The following is a 19,222-nucleotide window of genomic DNA, read 5'->3' as shown; positions in this document are numbered from 1 at the left end:
CTCAGGGGTCCTGGAGCGCGTCCCCCGACCCCCGCTCCGGAAGGGACCCGTCATGCCCGACGCCCGCGCGAACCCGGAGAACCAGCCCCCACCACGCCCGTCGTCCTCCAGTGGCCGCGTCGACCGCCGCACGGCGCTGCTCGGGACCGGCGCCGCCGCCCTCCTCGCCACGGGGGCGGTCCCGGCGGCCGCCGCCCACGCCTCGACCACGGCCGCCGACGTCCTGCCCCCGTTCACGTTCCTGCGCGAGGCGCTGGACACCTCGTCGCTGGCCTACAACCCGACCGGTGAGCTGATCTTCCCCTGCATCCGGGGGACCGGTGGACGACTGCCCGACGCCCCCGGCCGCTTCCTCCTCTACTACGCCCCGCATGAGGACCCCGGTGGCCTCTGCCTCGCCTACGGCGACGACCTGGAGGGCCCCTTCACCGAACACCCGGGCAACCCGATCGTCTCCAACGTGTGGGAGCCGCACTACAGGGTCAGCCACGTGTCCTCACCGCACGCGCTGTGGAACGCCGAGCACCGGGAGATGTGGCTGTACTTCCACGGGGAGAACCACACCACCCGCCTGGCCCGTTCGAGCGACGGCGTGAACTTCTCCTACGAGGGCGAGGTCCTGACCACGAGCATGGTCCCGGGAACCACCGAGGCCTCCTACGCGCGCGTCTTCGACCACCCCCTGCCCGACCGGGGCGCGCGCTACGTCATGGTGTTCATGCGCAACAGCACCGGGGACAACCGGTCCATCGGCTGGGGGTGGTCGGCGGACGGCATCACGTTCGACTTCGACCCCGAACCGCTGGTCAGCCACGCCGACGTCGGCCTGGCCAATCTGTCCGGCCCGCACCTGGTCATCAGGGGCGGCAGCACCTACGTCGTCTACCACACCGACCGGGGCGACATCCGGATGACGGAGGTGGGCCGGGACTTCGGGACGCGCCGCCACATGGGAGTGGTGCACACCCCGCTGTCCGGTCCGCCGGACTCGGGGCGCTCGGCCGCGCCCTCCTACGCGGTCGACGGCGGCAGGGAGTACATGTTCTACGAGGCGGGGCACCGCCTGGGGGCGACCATCGCCATCGCGCGCTCGGGGTGAGGACCCCGACGTGACGGGGACCGGCCCCGCGCCACGGGGCCGGTCCCCGGCTCGTGTCCCCCAGCTCCCGCGCCCCGGATCAGACCGGGGCGCCGCTGCGCTCCCCGCTGATGTTGCGTACCCGGTGGAAGACCGGACGCGTGGGAGAGAGCGCCGAGCACGTGCTGGGGCACTCCGTGCCCTCCTCGGTCTCCACCTCTACCGAGTACAGGCCGCCGTCGTGGCCCAGGGTGATCCGGGCGCCCGTCTCGGTCTCCTCCTCGGTGAGGTGGGTGAGCGCGTCGACACCCACCGGGAAGCCGAGCCGCGCGCGCAGCGCTGCCTCGGCGGCCTGCGCGGGGGAGGAGTCGGTGCAGCGGCCCCGGTAGTTCTCGGGCAGGACCAGACCGCGCTCGAAGGCGGCGACCGTGTCCTGGGCTCCCTCCGGGGTCAGCCGACCGAAGTAGACGCCCTGGGGCAGGGCCACGAGGTTGGCGGCGAAGCGGTCACCGCCCACGTGGGTGGTCTCCCAGACCTCGGCCTCCCCACCGGCCAGGGCGGCGGCGACCGGGCGGCCCAGCATCGCGCAGCAGGGATCCTTCTTGGCGTGGGTGCAGACCAGGTAGAGGGTGTGGTCCACGGGCTGGCCGAACGCGGGCGGTTCGGGGCGTTCGGCCGCGGTGACGTCGATGTCCAGGAGTTCCGCGAGGTTGTGGAAGTCCACCCTGCGCACCCAGGGGTGCGTGCGGCTGGTGTGAACGAGGTAGGCGCGCAGCGGGCGGCCGTTCCTGGCGCGTTCCCGGGCACCGGGGCGTTTGATGAGCTGGGGGCGGACGTCGCGCCCGGCGATGCGTCGCGACAGCTCCGAGACGACCGCCCTGTCCAGGCCCTCACTGGCGAAGGCCGGATGGCGCCAGGGTCCGTCGTGCTCGATCAGCAGCCATCCGCCGGTACGGCCGGCGGTGCCCGCGATCTGCTCGTCGGTGTAGCGGGCCAGGGCCGAACAGCCTCGTCGGCCGTCCGGGGCGGTGGGTAGCCGCACGGGTCCACGTCCAATCGGGTGGTACTCACTGCTGCGCGCACACGGGGGCTGCGTCGGGGGAGCACCCCGCCGTGTGGCTGTTTGGTTAGGCTACCCTATCCTGTCCTGCGTCCGTGGTCGGGACGGGTGTCGGTGCTCGCGCGTCGGTCGATTCCGTCTCCCGGCCCCCGGTCCCCCCGCTTGGTCCGCGCCCGGCCGCCCCTCTCGGCGGGGCCCGTGGGTTCGCGCGACTGCGGGTTCGACGCTCCGAAGCGGCCCTGACCAGGCCCGGTCGCCCGATCTCGCGGGGTCCGCGTGTCCCCCGCGTGCCCCGGACGCGCCTTGACCCTGTGTCACGGATCACCTAGGTTCGCTTTCAGAACGTGTGTTCGTCAGTCGTACGAGCCTGGCTGGTGCGGCCTCCACCCCTCACGGCCGGAGCCGCGATACGCCCCACCCCCGGACGCGCCTTCGCCCACCCCGGACACGGGCCGGGACGGTCCCGCTCGGCGTGCACCGGCTCCCCGTTCTCGTCCCCGTGCGAACCCGCCATCCGGCACCGTCGTGGTCCTCCGTGCGAGAGGCCGCAGCCCGTTCGCGTGAACGAGGGTGCGCGCCGAACCGCGAAGTCGCCCCAAGGGGAGGAAACCGCGCGGAGCCCGGATCCAGCGCGTCGAACGCGGCACCCACCGGACCACCCACTGCAACCGCCACCCGTAAGGAGACCACCGTGAGCCTGCTCGTCGCCGAGGACCACACGTCCGCCGTCTTCACCGGGGCGTGGACCCCGGCCAAGGGCGGGGACGCCGAGGTCGTCTCACCCTCCACCGGCACCGTCCTGGGCCGCACCGGCATCGCCGGCGCGGAGGACGTCCGGGACGCCGCCGCGCGAGCCGCCCGAGCCCAGGCCGACTGGGCCGCCACCTCCTACGAGCGCCGCGCCGCCGTCCTGCGCCGTGCCGGTGACCTGCTGGAGACCCACGAGGAGGAGATCATCGGCTGGCTGCGCCGCGAGGGCGGGGCCGCCGCCGGGATGGCCGGGTTCCAGGTGCACGTCGCCTCGGGTGAGTGCTTCGAGGCGGCCGCCCTGGCCTCCCAGCCGCACGGCGAGATCCTGCGCACCGCCCAACCCCGCCTCAGCTTCTCCCGCCAGGTCCCGGCGGGCGTGGTCGGAGTCATCGCCCCCTTCAACGTCCCGCTCATCCTGGGGATCCGCTCGGTCGCCCCGGCCCTGGCCCTGGGCAACGCCGTCATCCTCAAGCCCGACCCGCGTACCGCGATCTGCGGCGGCGCCGTCCTGGCCGAGGTCTTCCGCCGCGCGGGCGTCCCCGAGGGCGTGTTCCAGGTCCTGCCCGGCGGGGTCGCGGCCGGAGAGGCGCTGGTGGCCGACCCCCACGTGCGCGTCATCTCCTTCACCGGCTCCACCCCGGCCGGACGCCGGGTGGGCGAGGCGGCGGCCCGCCACCTCAAGCGGGCCCACCTGGAACTGGGCGGCAACTCCCCGCTGGTCGTCCTCGACGACGCCGCGGTGGAGCAGGCCGCGTCCATCGGCGCGTGGGGGTCCTTCCTGCACCAGGGGCAGATCTGCATGACCACCGGCCGCCACCTGGTGCACGAGTCGATCGCCGACGCCTACGTGGAACGCCTCGCGGCCAGGGCCGACGCCCTGGTCGTGGGCAGCACCGAGGTGGACGGCGCGGCGTTGGGCCCCGTCATCGACTCCGCCCAGCGCGACAGGATCCACCACCTGGTCACCAGTAGCGTCGAGGCCGGGGCCAGGCTGCGTGCGGGCGGCACCTACGAGGACCTGTACTACCGGCCCACGGTTCTGGACCGGGTGGGGCCGGACACCCCCGCCTACGCGGAGGAGGTGTTCGGCCCGGTCGCGCCGGTGGTGCGCTTCTCCACGGTGGACGAGCTGGTGGAGCTGGCCAACGCCACCGAGTACGGCCTGTCCCTGGGGGTGGTCACCACCAACCCGATGCGCGGCATGGAGATCGCCGACCGCATTCCCAGCGGGATCGTGCACATCAACGACCAGACCGTCGACGACGAGGCGGTGGCGCCCTTCGGCGGGGTGGGGTTCTCCGGCACGGGTGCGCGCTTCGGTGGAACCCGCGCCAACCTGGAGGCCTTCACCGAGACCCAGTGGATCACCATGCGGACCGACCCCGCCCGCTACCCGTTCTAGGCGGAGATCCCGCCGTCGCTGTGCAGGAGCTGGCCGTTGATCCAGCCTCCCTGGGGTGAACACAGGAAGTCGACCAGGTGCGCGGTGTCGCGCGGGGTGCCCAGGCGCCCCAGCGGGGTGTGCGTGGTGCAGTCGTCGCGCACCTGTTCGGGCATCCACCCGGTGTCCACCGGCCCCGGGTTGATCACGTTCGCGGTCACGCCCAGGTGCGCGAGTTCGCGCGCCGAGGCCAGCACGATCCGGTCCAGCGCGCCCTTGCTCGCCCCGTAGGGGAGGTTGTGCACCACGTGGTCGCTGGTCAGAGCAATGATCCGGCCGCTTCCGTGCTCGTCGCGAAACCGCCGCCCGAACTCGCGCACCAGCAGCCAGGAGGCGCGGGCGTTGACCGCGAAGTGGCGGTCGAAGCTCTCCACGGTGGTGTTGAGCAGCCCCGAGTCCACCGACTCGCAGTGGCACATCACCAGGGCGCGCACCGGTCCCAGACGTCGTTCGACCTCGTCGAGGACGCGCGCGGGCGTCTCGGGGTCGGCGAGGTCGGCCTCGACCGCGACCGTGGCCGCTCCCAGCGCGGCGAGGTCGGCGTCGACGGTGTCGGTGGCCCCGCTCTCCACGCCCCACGGCATGCGGTCGTCGTAGGGGGTCCACTGGGTCCTGGCCACGTCCCAGCCGGAGGCCGCCAGGCGCCGGGCTATGGCCGCGCCGATGCCCACGGTGCGGCCCACCCCGGTGACCAGGGCGACGGGACGGACAGTGGGGGAGGCGGTGGCCTCGGCGGGGCTGTGACGAGCGTTCATGGTGACCCATCCTGGCCCCGGAACGTCGCCCCCACAAAGGGTTTTCGGCGTGTTCTCAGGGGCGGCGGCCCGTCATCCCGTGAGATCGGGGATGACCCTCGGTCCCACCCGCCGCACGTAGTCGCGGAACGACGCCACCGCCGGGGGTTCGTACCCTCCGCCGGATCCCTCCTCGGGCCAGACCACCCCCACCGGCCGTTCGGCCTGCCCGTCCCGGATCGCGAGCTCCACGGTCCCGCCCAACGCGCCCTTCGGCCGCGCGGGCAGCACGGACACCCCCAGCCCCGCGGCCACCAGCCCCCTGGCCGTCGCGATGTCGTCGGCCTCGAAGGCCACCCTGGGCGTGAACCCCGCACGGTCACCGAGCCGGTCCGTCAGATGCCGCACACCGCGCCCCGGCTTGAGCAGGATGAACTCGTCGCGCACGTCGGCCAGCGACACGGCCCCGGCACCCGCCAACGGATGGTGCTCGGGCACCACCAACCGCAGGTACTGCGTGTGCAGCACCGCCGAGGCCAGCCCCGGACCCGACGGCAGCGGTGAGGTCAGTGCCAGGTCCGCGCCGCCGGAGGCCACCCGGCGCAACGATTCCGCCCACGCCTCCTGGGTCAGGGTGAACCGCACGCCCGGATGCTCGGCGCGAAACCCCCGCAACAACACCGGCACCACCTCCACCCCCAACGTGGGCAGGAAGGTCAGTGCCACCCGACCCTCCTCGGCACCCGTGAGTTCGGCCACTCCCTGACGCAGGTCGTCCAGTGCTCGCTCCACGTGCGGCAACAGCAACCGACCGGCGCGCGTCAACCGGACGCCTCGCCCCGTGCGCTCCACCAGGGCGATCCCCAGCTCCTCCTGCAAGCGGGACAAGGCCCTGCTCAGCGTGGGCTGGGGCATGTTCAGCGCCTCGGCCGCGTGGGTGATGTGCTCGGTCCGGGCGACCGCCGCGACCATCCGCAACCGGGGTGCCAGAGTCCGGGTCAGCGCGTCCACATCCGGGTCATCCATACACATCAGTATGCAACAACGTGAAAGCATGCATTGGACGTATGAAACCGGCCTTCCTAGCGTTGAAGCATGACCGTGACCAGTTCCCCCATGAACCTCGACCCGCGCCCCCGCGCGGGCACGGCCGCCTACCGGCGCACGGTCATCGCCTTCGTGGCGGCCGCCGTGGCGACCTTCGCCCAACTGTGGTCGGTCCAACCGATCCTGCCCGCCATCGCCGACGGCTTCGGCACCTCCGCCGGGCAGACCGCCCTCGCCGTATCGCTGTCCACCGGAGGCCTGGCCGGGTTCACCCTGATCTGGAGCGGCATCGCCGACCGCGTCGGCCGCGCCCGCGTCATCGTGCTCTCCCTGCTGCTGGCCACCCTCCTGGGCGCCGTCGTGCCCTTCTCCACCGACATCTGGATGCTGCTGCTCCTGCGCACCCTCCAGGGCGCCGCTCTCGGCGGGGTCTCCGCGGCAGCCGTGGCCTACCTCGCCGAGGAGATCCACCCGCGCGACGCACCCAGGGCCACCGGTCTGTACATCGCCGGGAACCCTCTCGGCGGCATGGGCGGCCGACTGCTCGCCGGGTTCGCCGCCGAACACGGCGGCTGGCAGTGGGGGATCGCCGCCAACACCCTCCTCGGCCTGGTCGCCCTCCTGGTGTTCGTCCTGGTCCTGCCGCGCCGACAGTCCGGTCCGCGCCCCCGACCCACAGGCGCCGGAGACCGGTGGGGGGGACGCCTCAAGGCGGCCCTGACCACACGGGGGCTGATCCCCATGTACGCCCAGGCGCTCCTGCTCATGGGCGCGTTCATGGCCGTGTACAACGTCCTCGGCTTCCGCCTCACCGACCAGCCCTTCGGCCTGTCCCAGGCGGTCGCGTCCCTGCTCTTCCTGTCCTACACGGCCGGGATGCTCGGCTCGGGCATGGCGGGCTCCGCCACCCAGCGCTGGGGCAGGTACGGGGTCCTCACCACGGCCACCCTGATGCTCCTGCTCGGCCTGGGCGGGCTGTTCACCACCTCGGTGCTCCTGCTGCTGGTGGCCCTGCTCGTGCTGACCTTCGCGTTCTTCTGCGCCCACGCGACCGCCTCGGCCTGGGTGGGCTCCCACGCGGTCGCCGGTCGCGCGCAGGCGGCGGCCGTCTACACCCTCGCCTACTACCTGGGCGCGAGCCTCTTCGGCTGGCTCGGCGGCGTGGTCTACGACGCGGTCGGCTGGAACGGCACCGTGACCCTGGCCCTGACCCTCACCGCCCTCGCGGGCCTGATCGCCCTGCGTCTGCGCCGCCTGCCCGCCCCGGACCCCGTCTGAGGGCCCCGGACGGCCCGAACGCCCCCGGTCGGTCAGCCCGGGAGGGGCGCGGCTCCCCGCGAACCCCCGCCCAGACCCTGGCGGTCCGGGGTCAGGGCGAACTCCACCAGGTGCCCGGGCAGGTGGTGTTCGCACACCCGGCGCAGCTCCTCCCGGTAGCGCCCCAACGCGGGCCGGTGCTCCTGCGCCACCTCCGCCTCGAGGTCCCGCAGTGCCGCCGCCAGACGCCGGGTCACCTGGGTGTGGCCCTCGCTCTGCAACACCAGTTCGGCGAAGGCCAGGTCCACGAACCCCTCCCAGGAGGGCATCGGCACCCGCACCCGGGGGACACCCCGGCGGTCACACACCGTCCACGCGGGCACCGACACCTCGGAGAACGCAGCCACCAGCGGCTGGACGCGATCAACGCACTGCACGACGGTGGTCGGATCGTTCTCGCCGAACCCCTGGGCCCGCACGCCGATGTCGACGATCTGGCGCAGCCCGAAGGCCGGGTCCTGGTAGGTCGAACGCTCCCGTCCGGTGTGCAGCGTGCGCGCGGCTCGCTCGGGGGCCCGCACCCGGCGGGAGGAGTGCACGACCAGGACCTCCCCGTACCCGGGCACGTAGTCGCCGACGGAGGGGACCACCCGCACGAAGGCGTCGTTGCGCCTGGCCCACCTGGCCAGCGCGCGTTCGTCCACCCAGGTCAGCACCCCCGCCTCCGCATGGGAACGCACCCGGGTGACGAGCGCGCCGGAGGGTCCGCCCTCCACACCCGACGGCGTGCGGGCCAGCAGACGGATCTGCTCCAGCGACCCACGAGCGATGAGGTCCATCACGTAGGTGACCCGCATCAGGTTGACCGTGCTGCCCACGAAGAACAGGAAGCTCACCAGGCACAGAACCAGGAGCAGCACCGCCAGGAACGTCGACAGCAGCGGAACGAAGGGGTGCTCCTCGTCGGAGTACAGCCCGCTCAGATACAGGACCCCCACCGTGTACACGAACGTGCCGAGGAAGACCGTCAGCGTGATCTTGGTGGTCCAGCTGCGCGTGAACAGGTAGATGATGCGCGGGGAGAGCTTGGTGGTGGCCATCTGGATCGCCACCAGCGTGACGCTGAAGACCACACCCATGACCGTGAGCGTCGCGGGACCGATCGTCTGGATGACCGTGCGGCCGCTCTCCACGAGATCGGCGAGGTCCCGGCGCGCCCGCTCCGGATCCCCTCCGTTGAACTCCACCAGGACCGCGCCCACGAGGGCGTCCACTGTGACGATGAGGGGCACCAACAGGGCGAAGAGCACCATGCCCGACACCGGTACCAGGACGAACGACTCACGGACGCGTTCGCCGATCGCCCAACCGGCCAGTCTGCGTGTTCGAGCCATGCTCCGAACCTAGTCATCCGGACGGTGGTCGGGCGTGCGCCGACACGGGTTTCCTCAGCTCAGCGGGCGCACCGTGAGGCACTGCTCGGCCGTCCCGACCTCGCCGAGCCGGTCGTGCAACACCGTGCTGGTCAGCCCCAGACCCGTGGGCCCGAACACCACCCGGGTGTCCAGTCCCACCCAGGGGCCCTCCGGTCGGCGGTGCAGGTGCACGGTGAGATCCACGTTCGGGAACATCCACTCCGTCGGCGCCTGCCGCACGGCGACGCCGTTGGCGGTGTCCACCAGAGCGACGTAGGAGGCCACCGGACCGGCCTGTTCGCCCTGGACCAGCTCGACGTCGGTCGTGAGCCAGGCCGTGCCGCGGCCGCGCCCGGGTTCGCCGACCGGCCGTACGTCGAGCGAGGCGATGTAGCCGCCCGGCCAGAGCGAGCTCATCCGGCGCTGCTCGAGTCCCTCCGGGTCCGGCAGCGGCCCGGCGGCGCCGCCCGCGACCCCACTGGTGTCTCCGGGGGCCAGGAGCCAGGCGCGGGCCCGCACCACCATGCGGTCCTCGGCGAAGACGCGGGCCTCCACCAGCTCGATGGTGCGCCCGGGGCGGAGGGTCTCCACCTCGGCTCGGCACTCGACCATCGGGAGCCTGCCCAGGATGTCGAAGGAGATCCGCGAGAGCAGCAGCCCCCTCCCCGCGGAGTGGGACTCGATCACGTGGGCGATCAGCCCGCCCAGGGGGCTGAAGTGCTGTTCGGTCGTGTTCCAGGCGCCACTGACGTGTTCGGTGGGCAGGTATCGGTCGGCGCCCACCCGGACGAAGTACGCGTTCTGGCCCAAGGTGCTCTCCTGTACGACGGGTTCGTGCCTCCAGCATCATCCACCACCGCTCGAACCGCCCCGTCACCGGAGACCGCCGAATGGGGCCACTGGGGCCCCTGAGAAAAGTGGTGTTTATAACCTTTTTGGTAGGAAAAGTGGTTTTCGTGGTACGTTCCTGCTGGTCATGAGTTCCAGCGACAAGCCCCGGCTGGCTGGACGGCAACCCTCCGCTGCGGTGGGGTGCCCCGGGTGAGGACACGGTCCTCGGAGCACCGGCGCTCCGACGGCAAGCGCAGGAGTCCCTCCTCCACTCGCCCCGCCGTGTACCTCGATCCCGAAACGGTGAAAGGAAGAACGATGCGAGTACCCCGAGGACTGGGTCTCCCTCTCCACGCGGCGGGCGGCGCCCTGCTGCTCATCGGCGCCACCGCCTGCGGCGGGATCGACACCTCGGCCCAGGACGGCTCCGGAGGCGGCGAGATCACCGTCACCGCGTTCGCCGGCCCCTGGGGCGAACTCTTCACCTCCTCCTTCGTCGAACCCTTCGAGGAGGAGACCGGGATCAAGGTCAACGTCGTCACCGGTGCCGACGGCGAGTGGGTCACCCAGATGCGTGCCGCCGGGGGCGAGAACCCCCCCTTCGACCTGGTCGCGCTCACCTCGGAGACCTTCCACCAGGCCGTCACCAACGACCTCGTCCAGCCCCTCGACCCCGACGCCCTGGCCCACTGGTCCGAACTCGACCCGGTGCTGGTGGAGCAGTCCACCGTGGACGGTACCTCCTACGGGGCTCCCCTCACCACGGGCTCGGCCGGGCTGGTCTACCGCACCGACCTCGTCGAGGATCCCCCGCAGGACTGGGAGGACATCTTCGACGAGCAGTACTGCGGCCACGTGGCCCTGCCCCCGCTCACCTACAACATCGGCCTCCAGTTCTTCTCCGGCCTGGTGGCCTCCGAGGGCGGCGACCTGTCCGACCCCGCGGCCGTCGACCGCGCCTTCGAGCGCCTGGAGGAGCTCCAGGACTGCGTGTCCGCCTACCCCTCCGACGCGGGCAACGTCGGCACCGTGCTCCAGAACGGCGACGCCTGGATCGTGCCGTTCTGGGACGGGCGCGCGACCGCCATGGAGCAGGAGGGGCAGCCGATCGGCTTCACCTACCCCGAGTCCGGTGCCGTGGGTGCCCTGACCTCCTACTACGTGGCCGAGGGCACCCAGAACCGCGAGAACGTCTACGCGTTCCTGGACTACCTGACCTCCGCCGAACACCAGAAGCCGTTCGCCGAGGGCACCTTCTACGGCGGCGGCAACACCGGCATCGACCACTCCGCCGAGTTCGACGAGCGCATCAGCTACGGCACCGACGTCTACGAGGGCTTCACCTGGGTGGACTACGGAGCCGCCACACCCAACCTCAACGACTGGCAGCAGCGATGGAACGAGATCTTCCAGTGACCGACGCCCACGCCGAACACATCGTCGTCGAGTCGCTCACCACGGCCTACGGCGGGACACGGATCCTGGACATCGACCGGTTGGCGTTCCACCGGGGCCGGTTCCTGTCCATCCTCGGGCCCAGCGGCTGCGGCAAGACCACCCTGCTGCACGCCCTCGCCGGGTTCGTCGAGCCCGACGGCGGCTCCATCACGATCGACGGCCGCGACGTCACCGCGGTGCCCCCGCACCGCCGCGGCCTGGGCATGGTCTTCCAGAACTACGCCCTCTTCCCGCACATGTCGGTGGCCGACAACGTCGCCTACGGCCTCCGGGCGCGCCGCACGCCGCGTCCGGAGAGGGACCGGCGCGTGTCGGAGGCACTGGACCTGGTGGGTCTGGCCGCCTTCGCGCGGCGCCGTCCCCGGCAGCTGTCCGGCGGCCAACAGCAGCGGGTGGCCGTGGCCCGTGCCCTGGCCACCCGGCCCGACGTCCTGCTCCTGGACGAGCCGCTGTCCAACCTCGACGCGCAGCTGCGCCGCGAGATGCGCGTCGACCTGCGGGCCCTCCAACAGCGGCTCGGCATCACCATGGTGTTCGTGACCCACGACCAGGAGGAGGCCATGTCGCTGTCGGACCACATCGTGGTCCTCAACGGCGGACGCGTCGAGCAGGAGGGCACCCCGCAGGAGGTCTACTCGGCCCCGGTGAGCCGCTTCGTGGCCGAGTTCGTGGGCGCCGCGAACATCATCGAGGGCGTCGGCGGGACCGAGGGCGTCCACGTCGACGGGGCGCTGGTCCGCACCGGCCTGGCGGAGCCGCCCACCGGCGAGGTGTCCCTGGCCCTGCGGCCGGAGCGCGTCCGCGTCTCCGCGGGAGAGCGCCCCCTGGGGGCCGCCGGACACGGCGGCGCCTACGGAGAGGTGGTCCACCGGGCCTTCCTCGGCGACGGCTGGGAGACGCGGGTGCGCGTGGGGGAGTCCCTGTCCCTGGGAGCCCGCACCGACACCGAGCCCCCCGCCCTGGGGGCGCGCGTGACCGCGCACTGGGACGCCGAGAGCGTGATCCGGCTCCGCGACACGGGCGGCGCCTGATGAGGGCGACCCGGGAACGCCTGTCCGGCGTGGGGTTCGTACTGCCCGTGGCGGTGTTCCTGCTCCTGGTGTTCCTGGTACCCCTGGTACGGGTGCTGTCGCTGAGCCTGCATCCGGTCGACGGGAGCGGCAACCCGCTCCCCGAGTTCTCGCTCGTCCAGTACGAGCGGGTGTTCACCGAGGCCTTCTTCTCCCAGGCGCTCGTGCGCAGCCTCCAGACCTCGTTCCTGGTCACCGCGCTGTGCCTGGTGCTCGGCTACCCGGTCGCCTACGCCCTGTCCCGGACCCGCACGGGGTTGACGCGCACCCTGATGTTCGTCATCGTCCTCTCTCCGCTGCTCACCAGTGTCGTGGTGCGCAGCTACGGCTGGGTGGTGCTGCTGTCGGCCAACGGCGCGGTCAACCGCCTCCTCGTGGGAACGGGGATCACCGACCAGCCGCTGCCCCTGCTCACCAGTTACACGGCGGTCGTGGTCTCGGTGACCCACGTGCTGCTGCCCTTCGCGATCATTCCGCTCACCACCGCCCTGGGCGGTATCGACCCCCACCTGCGGCGTGCCTCGCAGAGCCTGGGAGCGGGCGCCGCCCGAACCTTCGCGCGGGTCACCCTGCCGCTGAGCCTGCCCGGCGTGGCCGCCGCGTGCATGGTGGTCTTCCCGCTGGCCATGGGCATCTACATCACCCCGCTCCTGGTGGGCGGCGCCAACCAGCCGCTGGCCGGACTACGCGTGTACAGCCAGATCACCAGCGTCTACGACTATCCCGTCGCGGCCGCGCTCAGCCTGACCCTGTTGGCGCTGACCCTGGTCTGCGTCGCCGCCATGGGCGCCGGATTCCGCTTCTGGGAGAGGAGGCACGATGGTTGAGTCCACCGCCGCGCCCCGCGCGCGCCGACGCGGCTCCCCGGCCCGGCTCGCGGGGCGGATCGCGCTCGGCCTGCCCGTCGGACTGATCCTGTTCTTCCTGGCGGCGCCGCTGATCGTGCTGGCCGTCAGCTCGCTCAACCCGACCGCCTCGCTCCAGTTCCCGCCGCAGGGCGTGTCCCTGCGCTGGTACGCCTCCGTGCTGTCCTCCCCGGACTGGGCGGTCTCGTTCCGCCTCAGCGGACTGCTGGTGCTCATGGTCGTGGCGACCACCACGGTGCTGGGCACGCTGGCCGCCTACGGACTCGCCCGCGGGACCTTCCCCGGGCGGCGGCTCGTGGAGGCCACCGCGCTCGCGCCCCTGATGGTCCCGGAGATCATCATCGCCCTGGGACTCCTCTACTACTTCCAGGGGCTGGGCCTGCTCAACAGCGTTCCGGGGCTGTGGCTGGCGCACTCCCTGGTGGCGCTTCCCTTCACCGTCCGCACCATCATGATCAGCGCAGCACGCCTGGACCCCGCCCTGGAACGCGCCGCCGCCACCCTGGGGGCCGGACCCGTCCGCGTGTTCCTCACCGTGACGCTGCCGCTCCTGCGCCCCGGCATCCTCGCCGGCGCGGTGTTCGCCGCCGTCACCTCGCTCGGGGAGGTCGCGGTGTCGGTCCTGATCTCGGGGGCCAACACCACCACCGTCCCTGTGCGCGTCTTCTCGGCGGTGAAGTTCGAACTCGACCCATCGGTCGCCGCGGTCTCCACGCTGCTCATGCTCGCGAGCGTCGCGGTGATGGTGGTCGTCGACCGGATGACCCGACTCACGGAGGCAGTGTGAACGACGACGCGGCGACCGGAACCCGGACCGGCGCGGGGACCGACCCGCCCCGGGGGCCCCGGGTCGGCATCGACGTGGGCGGCACCTTCACCGACGTCGTGCTGACCCTTCCCGGCGGAGGAACCGCCCACCACAAGGAGCCGAGCACGCCCGCGGACCCCGCCCTCGCGGTGGCCCGCGGACTCAGCGCGGCCACCGCGGCCGCGGGGCTGGCCCCCGCCGACGTCGTGGACATCGCGCACGGGACCACCATCGGCCTCAACGCCATCATCCAGCGGCGCGGGGCCCGGATCGCGCTCATCGTCTCCCGGGGCCACCGCGACATCCTGGAGATCGGCCGCAGCCGGATGCCGTCCTCCTTCGACCTGCACGCCGCCAAGGAGGAACCACTCGTCCCGCGCGAACGCGTCATCGAGGTGGACGCCCGACTGGACGCGAACGGGCGCGTCCTGCGCGACCCCGACGACGCCGACCTCGTCCGCGCCGCCGAGGAACTCTCCGCCACCGGAGCCGACGCCGCCGCGGTGGTCGTGCTCCACGGACACACCGCGCCCGACTACGAGGCCGACCTCACCGCGCGCCTGGCCGCCCTGGTCCCCGACGTGCCCCTGGTCTCCTCCGCCGCCGTCTGGCCCGAGGTCCGCGAGTACGAACGCACACTCGTGGCCTGCATGAACGCCTACATCCAGCCCCTGATGAGCGGATACTTCGACCGGCTGGAGGAACTCCTCACCGGCCTGGACGTGCGCGCCCCGATCTTCATCACCGCCTCCAACGGCGGCTCGCTCAGCCTGGCCTCGGCCAGGGCACGGCCCATCGAGACCGTGCTGTCCGGGCCCGCGGCGGGGGTGACCGCCGCGGCCCGCCTGGCCCAGGCGGCCGGGACCACCGACGTCGTGACGTTCGACATGGGCGGAACCAGCAGCGACATCGCGGTCACCGTCGGGGGCGCGCCCGAGTTCGCCGTCAACACCACCATCGGGGGCATGCCCCTCATCCTGCCGGTGGTGGCGGTCGGGGCGATCGGCGCGGGCGGCGGCTCGGTGGTGCGGGTCGACGACTTCGGCCTGCTCAAGACCGGACCGGACAGCGCCGGAGCCGACCCCGGCCCCATCGCCTACGGGCGCGGCGGCCAGCGGCCCACCATCACCGACTGCTACCTGGTCACCGGAGTCATCGACCCCGAGGAGTTCCTGGGCGGGCGCATGTCGCTGGACCGGGACGCCGCCGAGGGCGCCCTGGCCGACCTCGCCCGCGCGCTCGACGGCGAAGGGAACCAGACGGCCCGCGCCATCGCGGACGGCGCCCTGCGCATCGCCACCGCCGGGATGGCCGTGGAACTGCACAAGACCCTGGCCCGCCGGGGACTGGACCCCGCGGACTTCACGCTCGTGCCCTACGGCGGCGCCGGACCCACGCACGCGGCCCTCCTCGCGGAGGAGGTCGGCATCACCGACATCCTCGTGCCCGCCTCGGCCGCCACCCTGTGCGCCCTCGGCGCGGTCGGCGCGGACCTGCGCCGCGACTTCGCCCGGAGCCTGCGCCGCCCCCTCGACGCGGAGTCCGCCGCCGCGGTCCGCTCGGTGCTCGACGACCTCGCCGAGCGGGCCCGGTCCTGGCTCGCCGACCAGGGCGGCCACGAGGCCGGACCGGTCCGGCTGGAGGCCTCCGCCGACCTCAGTTACCTGGGACAGGCCCACGAGCTGCGCGTCGCCCTGGGCGAGGCGGACGACCCCTCCGAGCTGGACGCCGCCGCCCTGGCCGAGGCCCTGCACACCGAGCACGAGCGCCTCTACGGGTTCCGCGACACCGGCGCCGCGATCCGCGTGGGCACCGTCCGCCTCGCGGTCGTCGCCCCCCGCCCCGACCCCGGAGCCGACCGGGCCGCGCCCGCGACCGGTGAGGTCGAACCACGCGCCCAGCGCACGGTCACCGTGCACGGCCGCGACGTGCGGGCCGCCGTCCACGACCGCGCCGCGCTCGGCTCCGGCCACCGCCTGACCGGACCGGCCGTCATCGTCCAGGACGACAGCACCGTCCTCGTCCCACCCGGATGGTCGGCCCAGGTCGAGCCGTCCGGTCACCTGCGCCTGAGGAGCCGATCATGAAACTCCCGCCGATCACCCTGGAGATCATCGGCAACAAGCTCACGGCCCTCGCCGAGGAGATGTGCCTGACGCTCCAGCGCACCAGCCGTTCGCTGTACGTCAAGGAGACCGCCGACTTCTGCTGCGCGCTGGCCGGCCCCGACGGCCGCTTCTCCGCCTACCCGCGCGGTATCGGCGTCTCGGGCTTCGTCGGGCTGGACCTGACCGCCGCCATCGAGGCGGTCGGTCCGCTGGAGGACGGCGACGTCATCGTCACCAACGACCCCTACCGGTCCGGCGGCCTGGCCACGCACCTCACCGACATCCAGCTCATCCGCCCCTACTTCCACGACGGCGCGGTCATCGGCTACGGATGGGCGTTCATCCACTGCTCCGACATCGGCGGCCGGGTACCCAGCAGCCTGTCGCCCACCAACCAGGAGATCTACCAGGAGGGACTCCAGATCCCCCCGGTCAAACTGGTCCGCGCCGGGGAGCCCGCCCGTGACGTGGCCGCCCTCCTGGCCGCCAACAGCCGGTCCCCGGAGGCCAACGAGGGCGACCTCCAGGCCATGCTGGCCGCCCTGCGCACCGGCGGCGAGCGCCTGGCGGCGGTCGTGGCCACACACGGGTCCGCCGACGTCCTGGCCGCCCACGGCGACCTCGTCGAGTACACCGCCCGGCGGGCGCGCGCGGCGCTGTCCCGGCTGCGCGAGGGCACCTACCGCTTCACCGACTACCTCGACGACGACGCGCTCACCCCGGTCCCGGTACGGGTGAGCGTCACGGTGACGGTCTCCGCCGACAGCCTGCACCTGGACTTCACCGGATCCGACCCCCAGGTCGAGGCGGCCTTCAACATCGCCAGCCACGGGACCGCGCACGCGTGGATCACCACCCGGGTCCTGGCGCTGATCTGCACCCTGGACCCGAGCGCCCCGCTCAACGCCGGACTCATCGCCCCGGTCGGGGTCACCGCGCCCGAGGGCTCGGTCGTCAACGCCCGCCACCCGGCCGCCGTGGGCATCCGCCACGCCACCGCCTCCCGGGTCAACGACGCGCTCGGCGGGGCGCTGGCCCTGGCCGCGCCCGACGTCATGCCCGCGGCCAGCAGCGGCCTGGTCGTCCCGGTCGTGGTCGCCGAGCGGCACGCGGGCGGTCAGAACGTCCAGGTCCTCGAACCCATGGTGGGGGGCACCGGCGCCCGGGCGGGCTCCGACGGCGTGGACGGGCGCGACAGCGGTATCTCCAACCTGTCCAACAACCCCGTGGAGACCGTCGAGACCGAGATCGGCGTGGAGATCCTCCGCTACGGCCTGCGCCCCGACTCCGGCGGCGCGGGGCGCTGGCGCGGCGGCAGCGGGCTGGAGCTGTCCTTCCGCGTCACCCGCGACGACTCGCGACTGCTGGCCCGCGGACTGGAACGGCTCCGCTTCCGCCCCTGGGGGCGCGAGGGCGGCGGGGCCGGAGCGCCCGCCGAACTCGTCGTCGCCTCCGCCGAGGGCGTGGAGCGACGGGTGGGCAAGATCGACGTCCTGGCCCTGCGCCAGGGTGACACGGTGACGCTGCGCACCTCGGGTGCGGGAGGCTACGGCGACCCGTTCGAGCGACCCGAGTCCGAGGTCCTGCGCGACGTCGTGAGCGGCGTGGTCAGCCCCGGTGCCGCAGCCCGCGACTACGGAGTCGCCGTGACCGGCCAGGGCGCCAGAGCCGCCGTGGACCCCGAGGGCACCGCCGAGCTGAGGGCCGCGGGGACCCCCGCGAGCGGCGCCCACGTCCTGGGCCCCGAACGGGACCGGTGGGACGGCCTCTACGACGAGACCACCGCCGACCGCCTGATCGCGGCCCTGTTCCGCCTGCCCGCACCCGCCCGGCACGGGCGCCGAGTACGCGTGCTCGGCGAGGCCCTGGACCTGCTTCCGGACGGCTTCCCCTCGGTCCCGGCCACGGACCGCGAGCTGGAGGGCGCCCGCGCGGGGCTGCTGGAGGCGGTGGCGGCCCTGGAGGACGAGGCGGCCCGCAGCGAGGGAGAGCTGCCGTGACGGGGGTGGACCGGGCGCGCGCCCGCGCCGTGCTCTCCCGCTACGGCTCGGGCGCACCCGGAACCGACCCCGCGGCGCTGGCGGACCTGTACCGGGACCTGCACGCCCACCCCGAACCGGGTTTCGGTGAGGAGCGGACCGCCGCCGTGGGCGCCGCCGCCCTGGCGGACGCGGGCTACCGGGTCACCACCGGCGTGGGCGGCACGGGCGTGGTGGGCGTGCTCCGCTCGGGCCCCGGCCCCACGGTGCTCATCCGCGCCGACATGGACGCCCTGCCGGTCCGTGAGCTGACCGGTCTGCCCTACGCCTCGCGTGCGGGCGCCCCCGGCGACCCCCGCACCCCCCTCATGCACGCCTGCGGGCACGACATGCACGTCACCTGCCTGGTCGGGGCGGCCTCCGTCCTGGCGGCCGCGCGGGAGGACTGGAGCGGGACGGTCATGGCCGTGCTCCAGCCTTCGGAGGAGAACGGGGCCGGGGCCCGGGCGATGCTCGACGACGGCCTCTACCGCCGCTTCGGCACCCCGTCCGCCGTGTTCGCCCAGCACGTGTTCCCCCTCCCGGCCGGGGTCCTCGCCCTGCGCCCCGGCCTGGTGCTGGGCGCCACCGAGAACCTGGAGGTGACGCTGACCGGCCGGGGCGGCCACGGCTCGCAGCCGCACCGCACCGTCGACCCCGTCGTGATGGCGGCGGCCTCGGTGATGCGCCTCCAGGGGGTGGTGGCGCGGGAGCTGGACCCGGAGGAACAGGCGGTGCTGACCGTGGCGCGCCTGCGGGCCGGGCACGCCGAGAACGTCATCCCCGACGAAGCGGTGCTCACCCTCAACGCGCGCGCCTTCGACCCCGATGTGCTGGCCCGTGTGGTGGCCGCCGCGCGCCGCGTCCTGGACGGCGAGGCGGCCGTCTCCGGTGCGCCGGTGCCGCCGACCTACCGACGCCTGGGCGCCTTCCCGGTCACCGTCAACGACCCCGCCTCCAGCGCCGCTCTGGAGGAGGTCTTCGGCGAGGTCCTGGGCGCCGACCGGGTGGTCCCCCTGGACCGCATGATCGGCAGCGAGGACGTGGGGCACTTCGGGGCCGACGCGGGTGCGCCGTCGGTGTTCTGGGGTCTGGGCGCGCTCGCCCCGGGCACCGCGCCCGCCCCCGAGAGCGCCGAGGCGGGCAACCACTCTCCCTACTTCGCCCCGGCGGTGGAGCCGACCCTGTCCACGGGGGTGCGGGCGATGACGCTCGCGGCGCTCAGCGGGCTGGGTTCCTCGGGAGCGTGAGGTCGGGCCGTCGGCCGGGGCGAACCGGACC

Annotated in this window: 15 protein-coding genes and 1 riboswitch; of the genes, 10 read left to right on the top strand and 5 right to left on the bottom strand. The window is 73.2% G+C overall.

The window, feature by feature from the left end:
• The first annotated feature begins 52 nt into the window (after window positions 1–52).
• Entirely contained in the window at window positions 53–1,099 is a 1,047-nt protein-coding gene (locus BDW27_RS06110) for a hypothetical protein (RefSeq protein ID WP_199560555.1), read from the top strand.
• A gap of 79 nt (window positions 1,100–1,178) precedes the next feature.
• Here the strand turns inward: BDW27_RS06110 and BDW27_RS06105 are convergent, their stop codons facing one another.
• Complete coding sequence (locus tag BDW27_RS06105; protein ID WP_017543422.1) at window positions 1,179–2,120, bottom strand: sucrase ferredoxin; 942 nt, start codon at window positions 2,118–2,120, stop codon at window positions 1,179–1,181.
• A gap of 709 nt (window positions 2,121–2,829) precedes the next feature.
• Here BDW27_RS06105 and BDW27_RS06100 point away from each other — a divergent pair.
• The gene (locus tag BDW27_RS06100) at window positions 2,830–4,290 is read left to right on the top strand and encodes an aldehyde dehydrogenase family protein (RefSeq protein ID WP_110048553.1); all 1,461 of its coding nucleotides are present in this window, start codon (window positions 2,830–2,832) and stop codon (window positions 4,288–4,290) included.
• On the opposite strand, the gene BDW27_RS06095 is transcribed toward BDW27_RS06100, so the two are convergent.
• Complete coding sequence (locus tag BDW27_RS06095) at window positions 4,287–5,084, bottom strand: SDR family oxidoreductase (protein ID WP_110048552.1); 798 nt, start codon at window positions 5,082–5,084, stop codon at window positions 4,287–4,289. The genes BDW27_RS06100 and BDW27_RS06095 overlap by 4 nt on opposite strands.
• Before the next feature lie 72 nt (window positions 5,085–5,156).
• A complete protein-coding gene (locus BDW27_RS06090; protein ID WP_040693252.1) occupies window positions 5,157–6,089 on the bottom strand; it encodes a LysR family transcriptional regulator in 933 nt (310 codons plus the stop codon).
• Window positions 6,090–6,158: 69 nt separating this feature from the next.
• Between BDW27_RS06090 and BDW27_RS06085 the strand changes: the two genes are divergently transcribed.
• Window positions 6,159–7,388: an MFS transporter gene (locus BDW27_RS06085; RefSeq protein WP_110048551.1), complete on the top strand. Its 1,230-nt coding sequence runs from the start codon at window positions 6,159–6,161 to the stop codon at window positions 7,386–7,388.
• Between the two features lie 32 nt (window positions 7,389–7,420).
• On the opposite strand, the gene BDW27_RS06080 is transcribed toward BDW27_RS06085, so the two are convergent.
• Together BDW27_RS06080 and BDW27_RS06075 are read right to left on the bottom strand one after the other, a co-directional pair.
• A complete protein-coding gene (locus BDW27_RS06080; protein WP_110048550.1) occupies window positions 7,421–8,761 on the bottom strand; it encodes a DUF2254 domain-containing protein in 1,341 nt (446 codons plus the stop codon).
• Between the two features lie 54 nt (window positions 8,762–8,815).
• Complete coding sequence (locus BDW27_RS06075; RefSeq protein WP_110048549.1) at window positions 8,816–9,592, bottom strand: thioesterase family protein; 777 nt, start codon at window positions 9,590–9,592, stop codon at window positions 8,816–8,818.
• 162 nt (window positions 9,593–9,754) lie between these two features.
• A riboswitch (SAM riboswitch) is annotated at window positions 9,755–9,873 on the top strand.
• Between the two features lie 58 nt (window positions 9,874–9,931).
• Between BDW27_RS06075 and BDW27_RS06070 the strand changes: the two genes are divergently transcribed.
• Genes BDW27_RS06070 through BDW27_RS06040 form a run of 7 tightly spaced genes read left to right on the top strand, consistent with a single transcriptional unit; the run spans window position 9,932 to window position 19,191 of the window.
• Window positions 9,932–11,029, top strand: coding sequence for a PotD/PotF family extracellular solute-binding protein (locus tag BDW27_RS06070; RefSeq protein ID WP_110048548.1), 1,098 nt, complete (start codon window positions 9,932–9,934; stop codon window positions 11,027–11,029).
• Window positions 11,026–12,102 (top strand): ABC transporter ATP-binding protein, encoded by a 1,077-nt coding sequence (locus BDW27_RS06065; protein ID WP_017543414.1) that lies wholly within the window; start codon window positions 11,026–11,028, stop codon window positions 12,100–12,102. The genes BDW27_RS06070 and BDW27_RS06065 overlap by 4 nt, the downstream gene beginning before the upstream one ends.
• Window positions 12,102–12,968, top strand: coding sequence for an ABC transporter permease (locus BDW27_RS06060; RefSeq protein ID WP_017543413.1), 867 nt, complete (start codon window positions 12,102–12,104; stop codon window positions 12,966–12,968). The genes BDW27_RS06065 and BDW27_RS06060 overlap by 1 nt, the downstream gene beginning before the upstream one ends.
• On the top strand, window positions 12,961–13,794 hold the full coding sequence (locus BDW27_RS06055; RefSeq protein WP_017543412.1) for an ABC transporter permease: 834 nt from the start codon (window positions 12,961–12,963) through the stop codon (window positions 13,792–13,794). Before BDW27_RS06060 ends, BDW27_RS06055 begins: the two co-directional genes overlap by 8 nt.
• Window positions 13,791–15,902, top strand: coding sequence for a hydantoinase/oxoprolinase family protein (locus BDW27_RS06050; protein ID WP_110048546.1), 2,112 nt, complete (start codon window positions 13,791–13,793; stop codon window positions 15,900–15,902). The genes BDW27_RS06055 and BDW27_RS06050 overlap by 4 nt, the downstream gene beginning before the upstream one ends.
• A complete protein-coding gene (locus BDW27_RS06045; RefSeq protein ID WP_110048545.1) occupies window positions 15,899–17,923 on the top strand; it encodes a hydantoinase B/oxoprolinase family protein in 2,025 nt (674 codons plus the stop codon). Before BDW27_RS06050 ends, BDW27_RS06045 begins: the two co-directional genes overlap by 4 nt.
• A complete protein-coding gene (locus tag BDW27_RS06040; protein ID WP_017543409.1) occupies window positions 17,920–19,191 on the top strand; it encodes an amidohydrolase in 1,272 nt (423 codons plus the stop codon). The genes BDW27_RS06045 and BDW27_RS06040 overlap by 4 nt, the downstream gene beginning before the upstream one ends.
• The last annotated feature ends 31 nt before the right edge of the window (window positions 19,192–19,222 follow it).

It is taken from the genome of Nocardiopsis sp. L17-MgMaSL7 (assembly GCF_003182025.1).
In the GTDB taxonomy this organism is placed as follows: domain Bacteria; phylum Actinomycetota; class Actinomycetes; order Streptosporangiales; family Streptosporangiaceae; genus Nocardiopsis; species Nocardiopsis prasina.
This window is presented reverse-complemented; position numbering and strand designations above follow the sequence as displayed.

Coding starts and splice junctions, on each gene's coding strand:
- BDW27_RS06110 (WP_199560555.1), top strand. CDS start 53: ATGCCCGACGCCCGCGCGAACCCGGAGAACCAGCCCCCACCACGCCCG.
- BDW27_RS06095 (WP_110048552.1), bottom strand. CDS start 5,084: ATGAACGCTCGTCACAGCCCCGCCGAGGCCACCGCCTCCCCCACTGTC.
- BDW27_RS06090 (WP_040693252.1), bottom strand. CDS start 6,089: ATGGATGACCCGGATGTGGACGCGCTGACCCGGACTCTGGCACCCCGG.
- BDW27_RS06085 (WP_110048551.1), top strand. CDS start 6,159: ATGACCGTGACCAGTTCCCCCATGAACCTCGACCCGCGCCCCCGCGCG.
- BDW27_RS06080 (WP_110048550.1), bottom strand. CDS start 8,761: ATGGCTCGAACACGCAGACTGGCCGGTTGGGCGATCGGCGAACGCGTC.
- BDW27_RS06070 (WP_110048548.1), top strand. CDS start 9,932: ATGCGAGTACCCCGAGGACTGGGTCTCCCTCTCCACGCGGCGGGCGGC.
- BDW27_RS06060 (WP_017543413.1), top strand. CDS start 12,102: ATGAGGGCGACCCGGGAACGCCTGTCCGGCGTGGGGTTCGTACTGCCC.
- BDW27_RS06055 (WP_017543412.1), top strand. CDS start 12,961: ATGGTTGAGTCCACCGCCGCGCCCCGCGCGCGCCGACGCGGCTCCCCG.
- BDW27_RS06045 (WP_110048545.1), top strand. CDS start 15,899: ATGAAACTCCCGCCGATCACCCTGGAGATCATCGGCAACAAGCTCACG.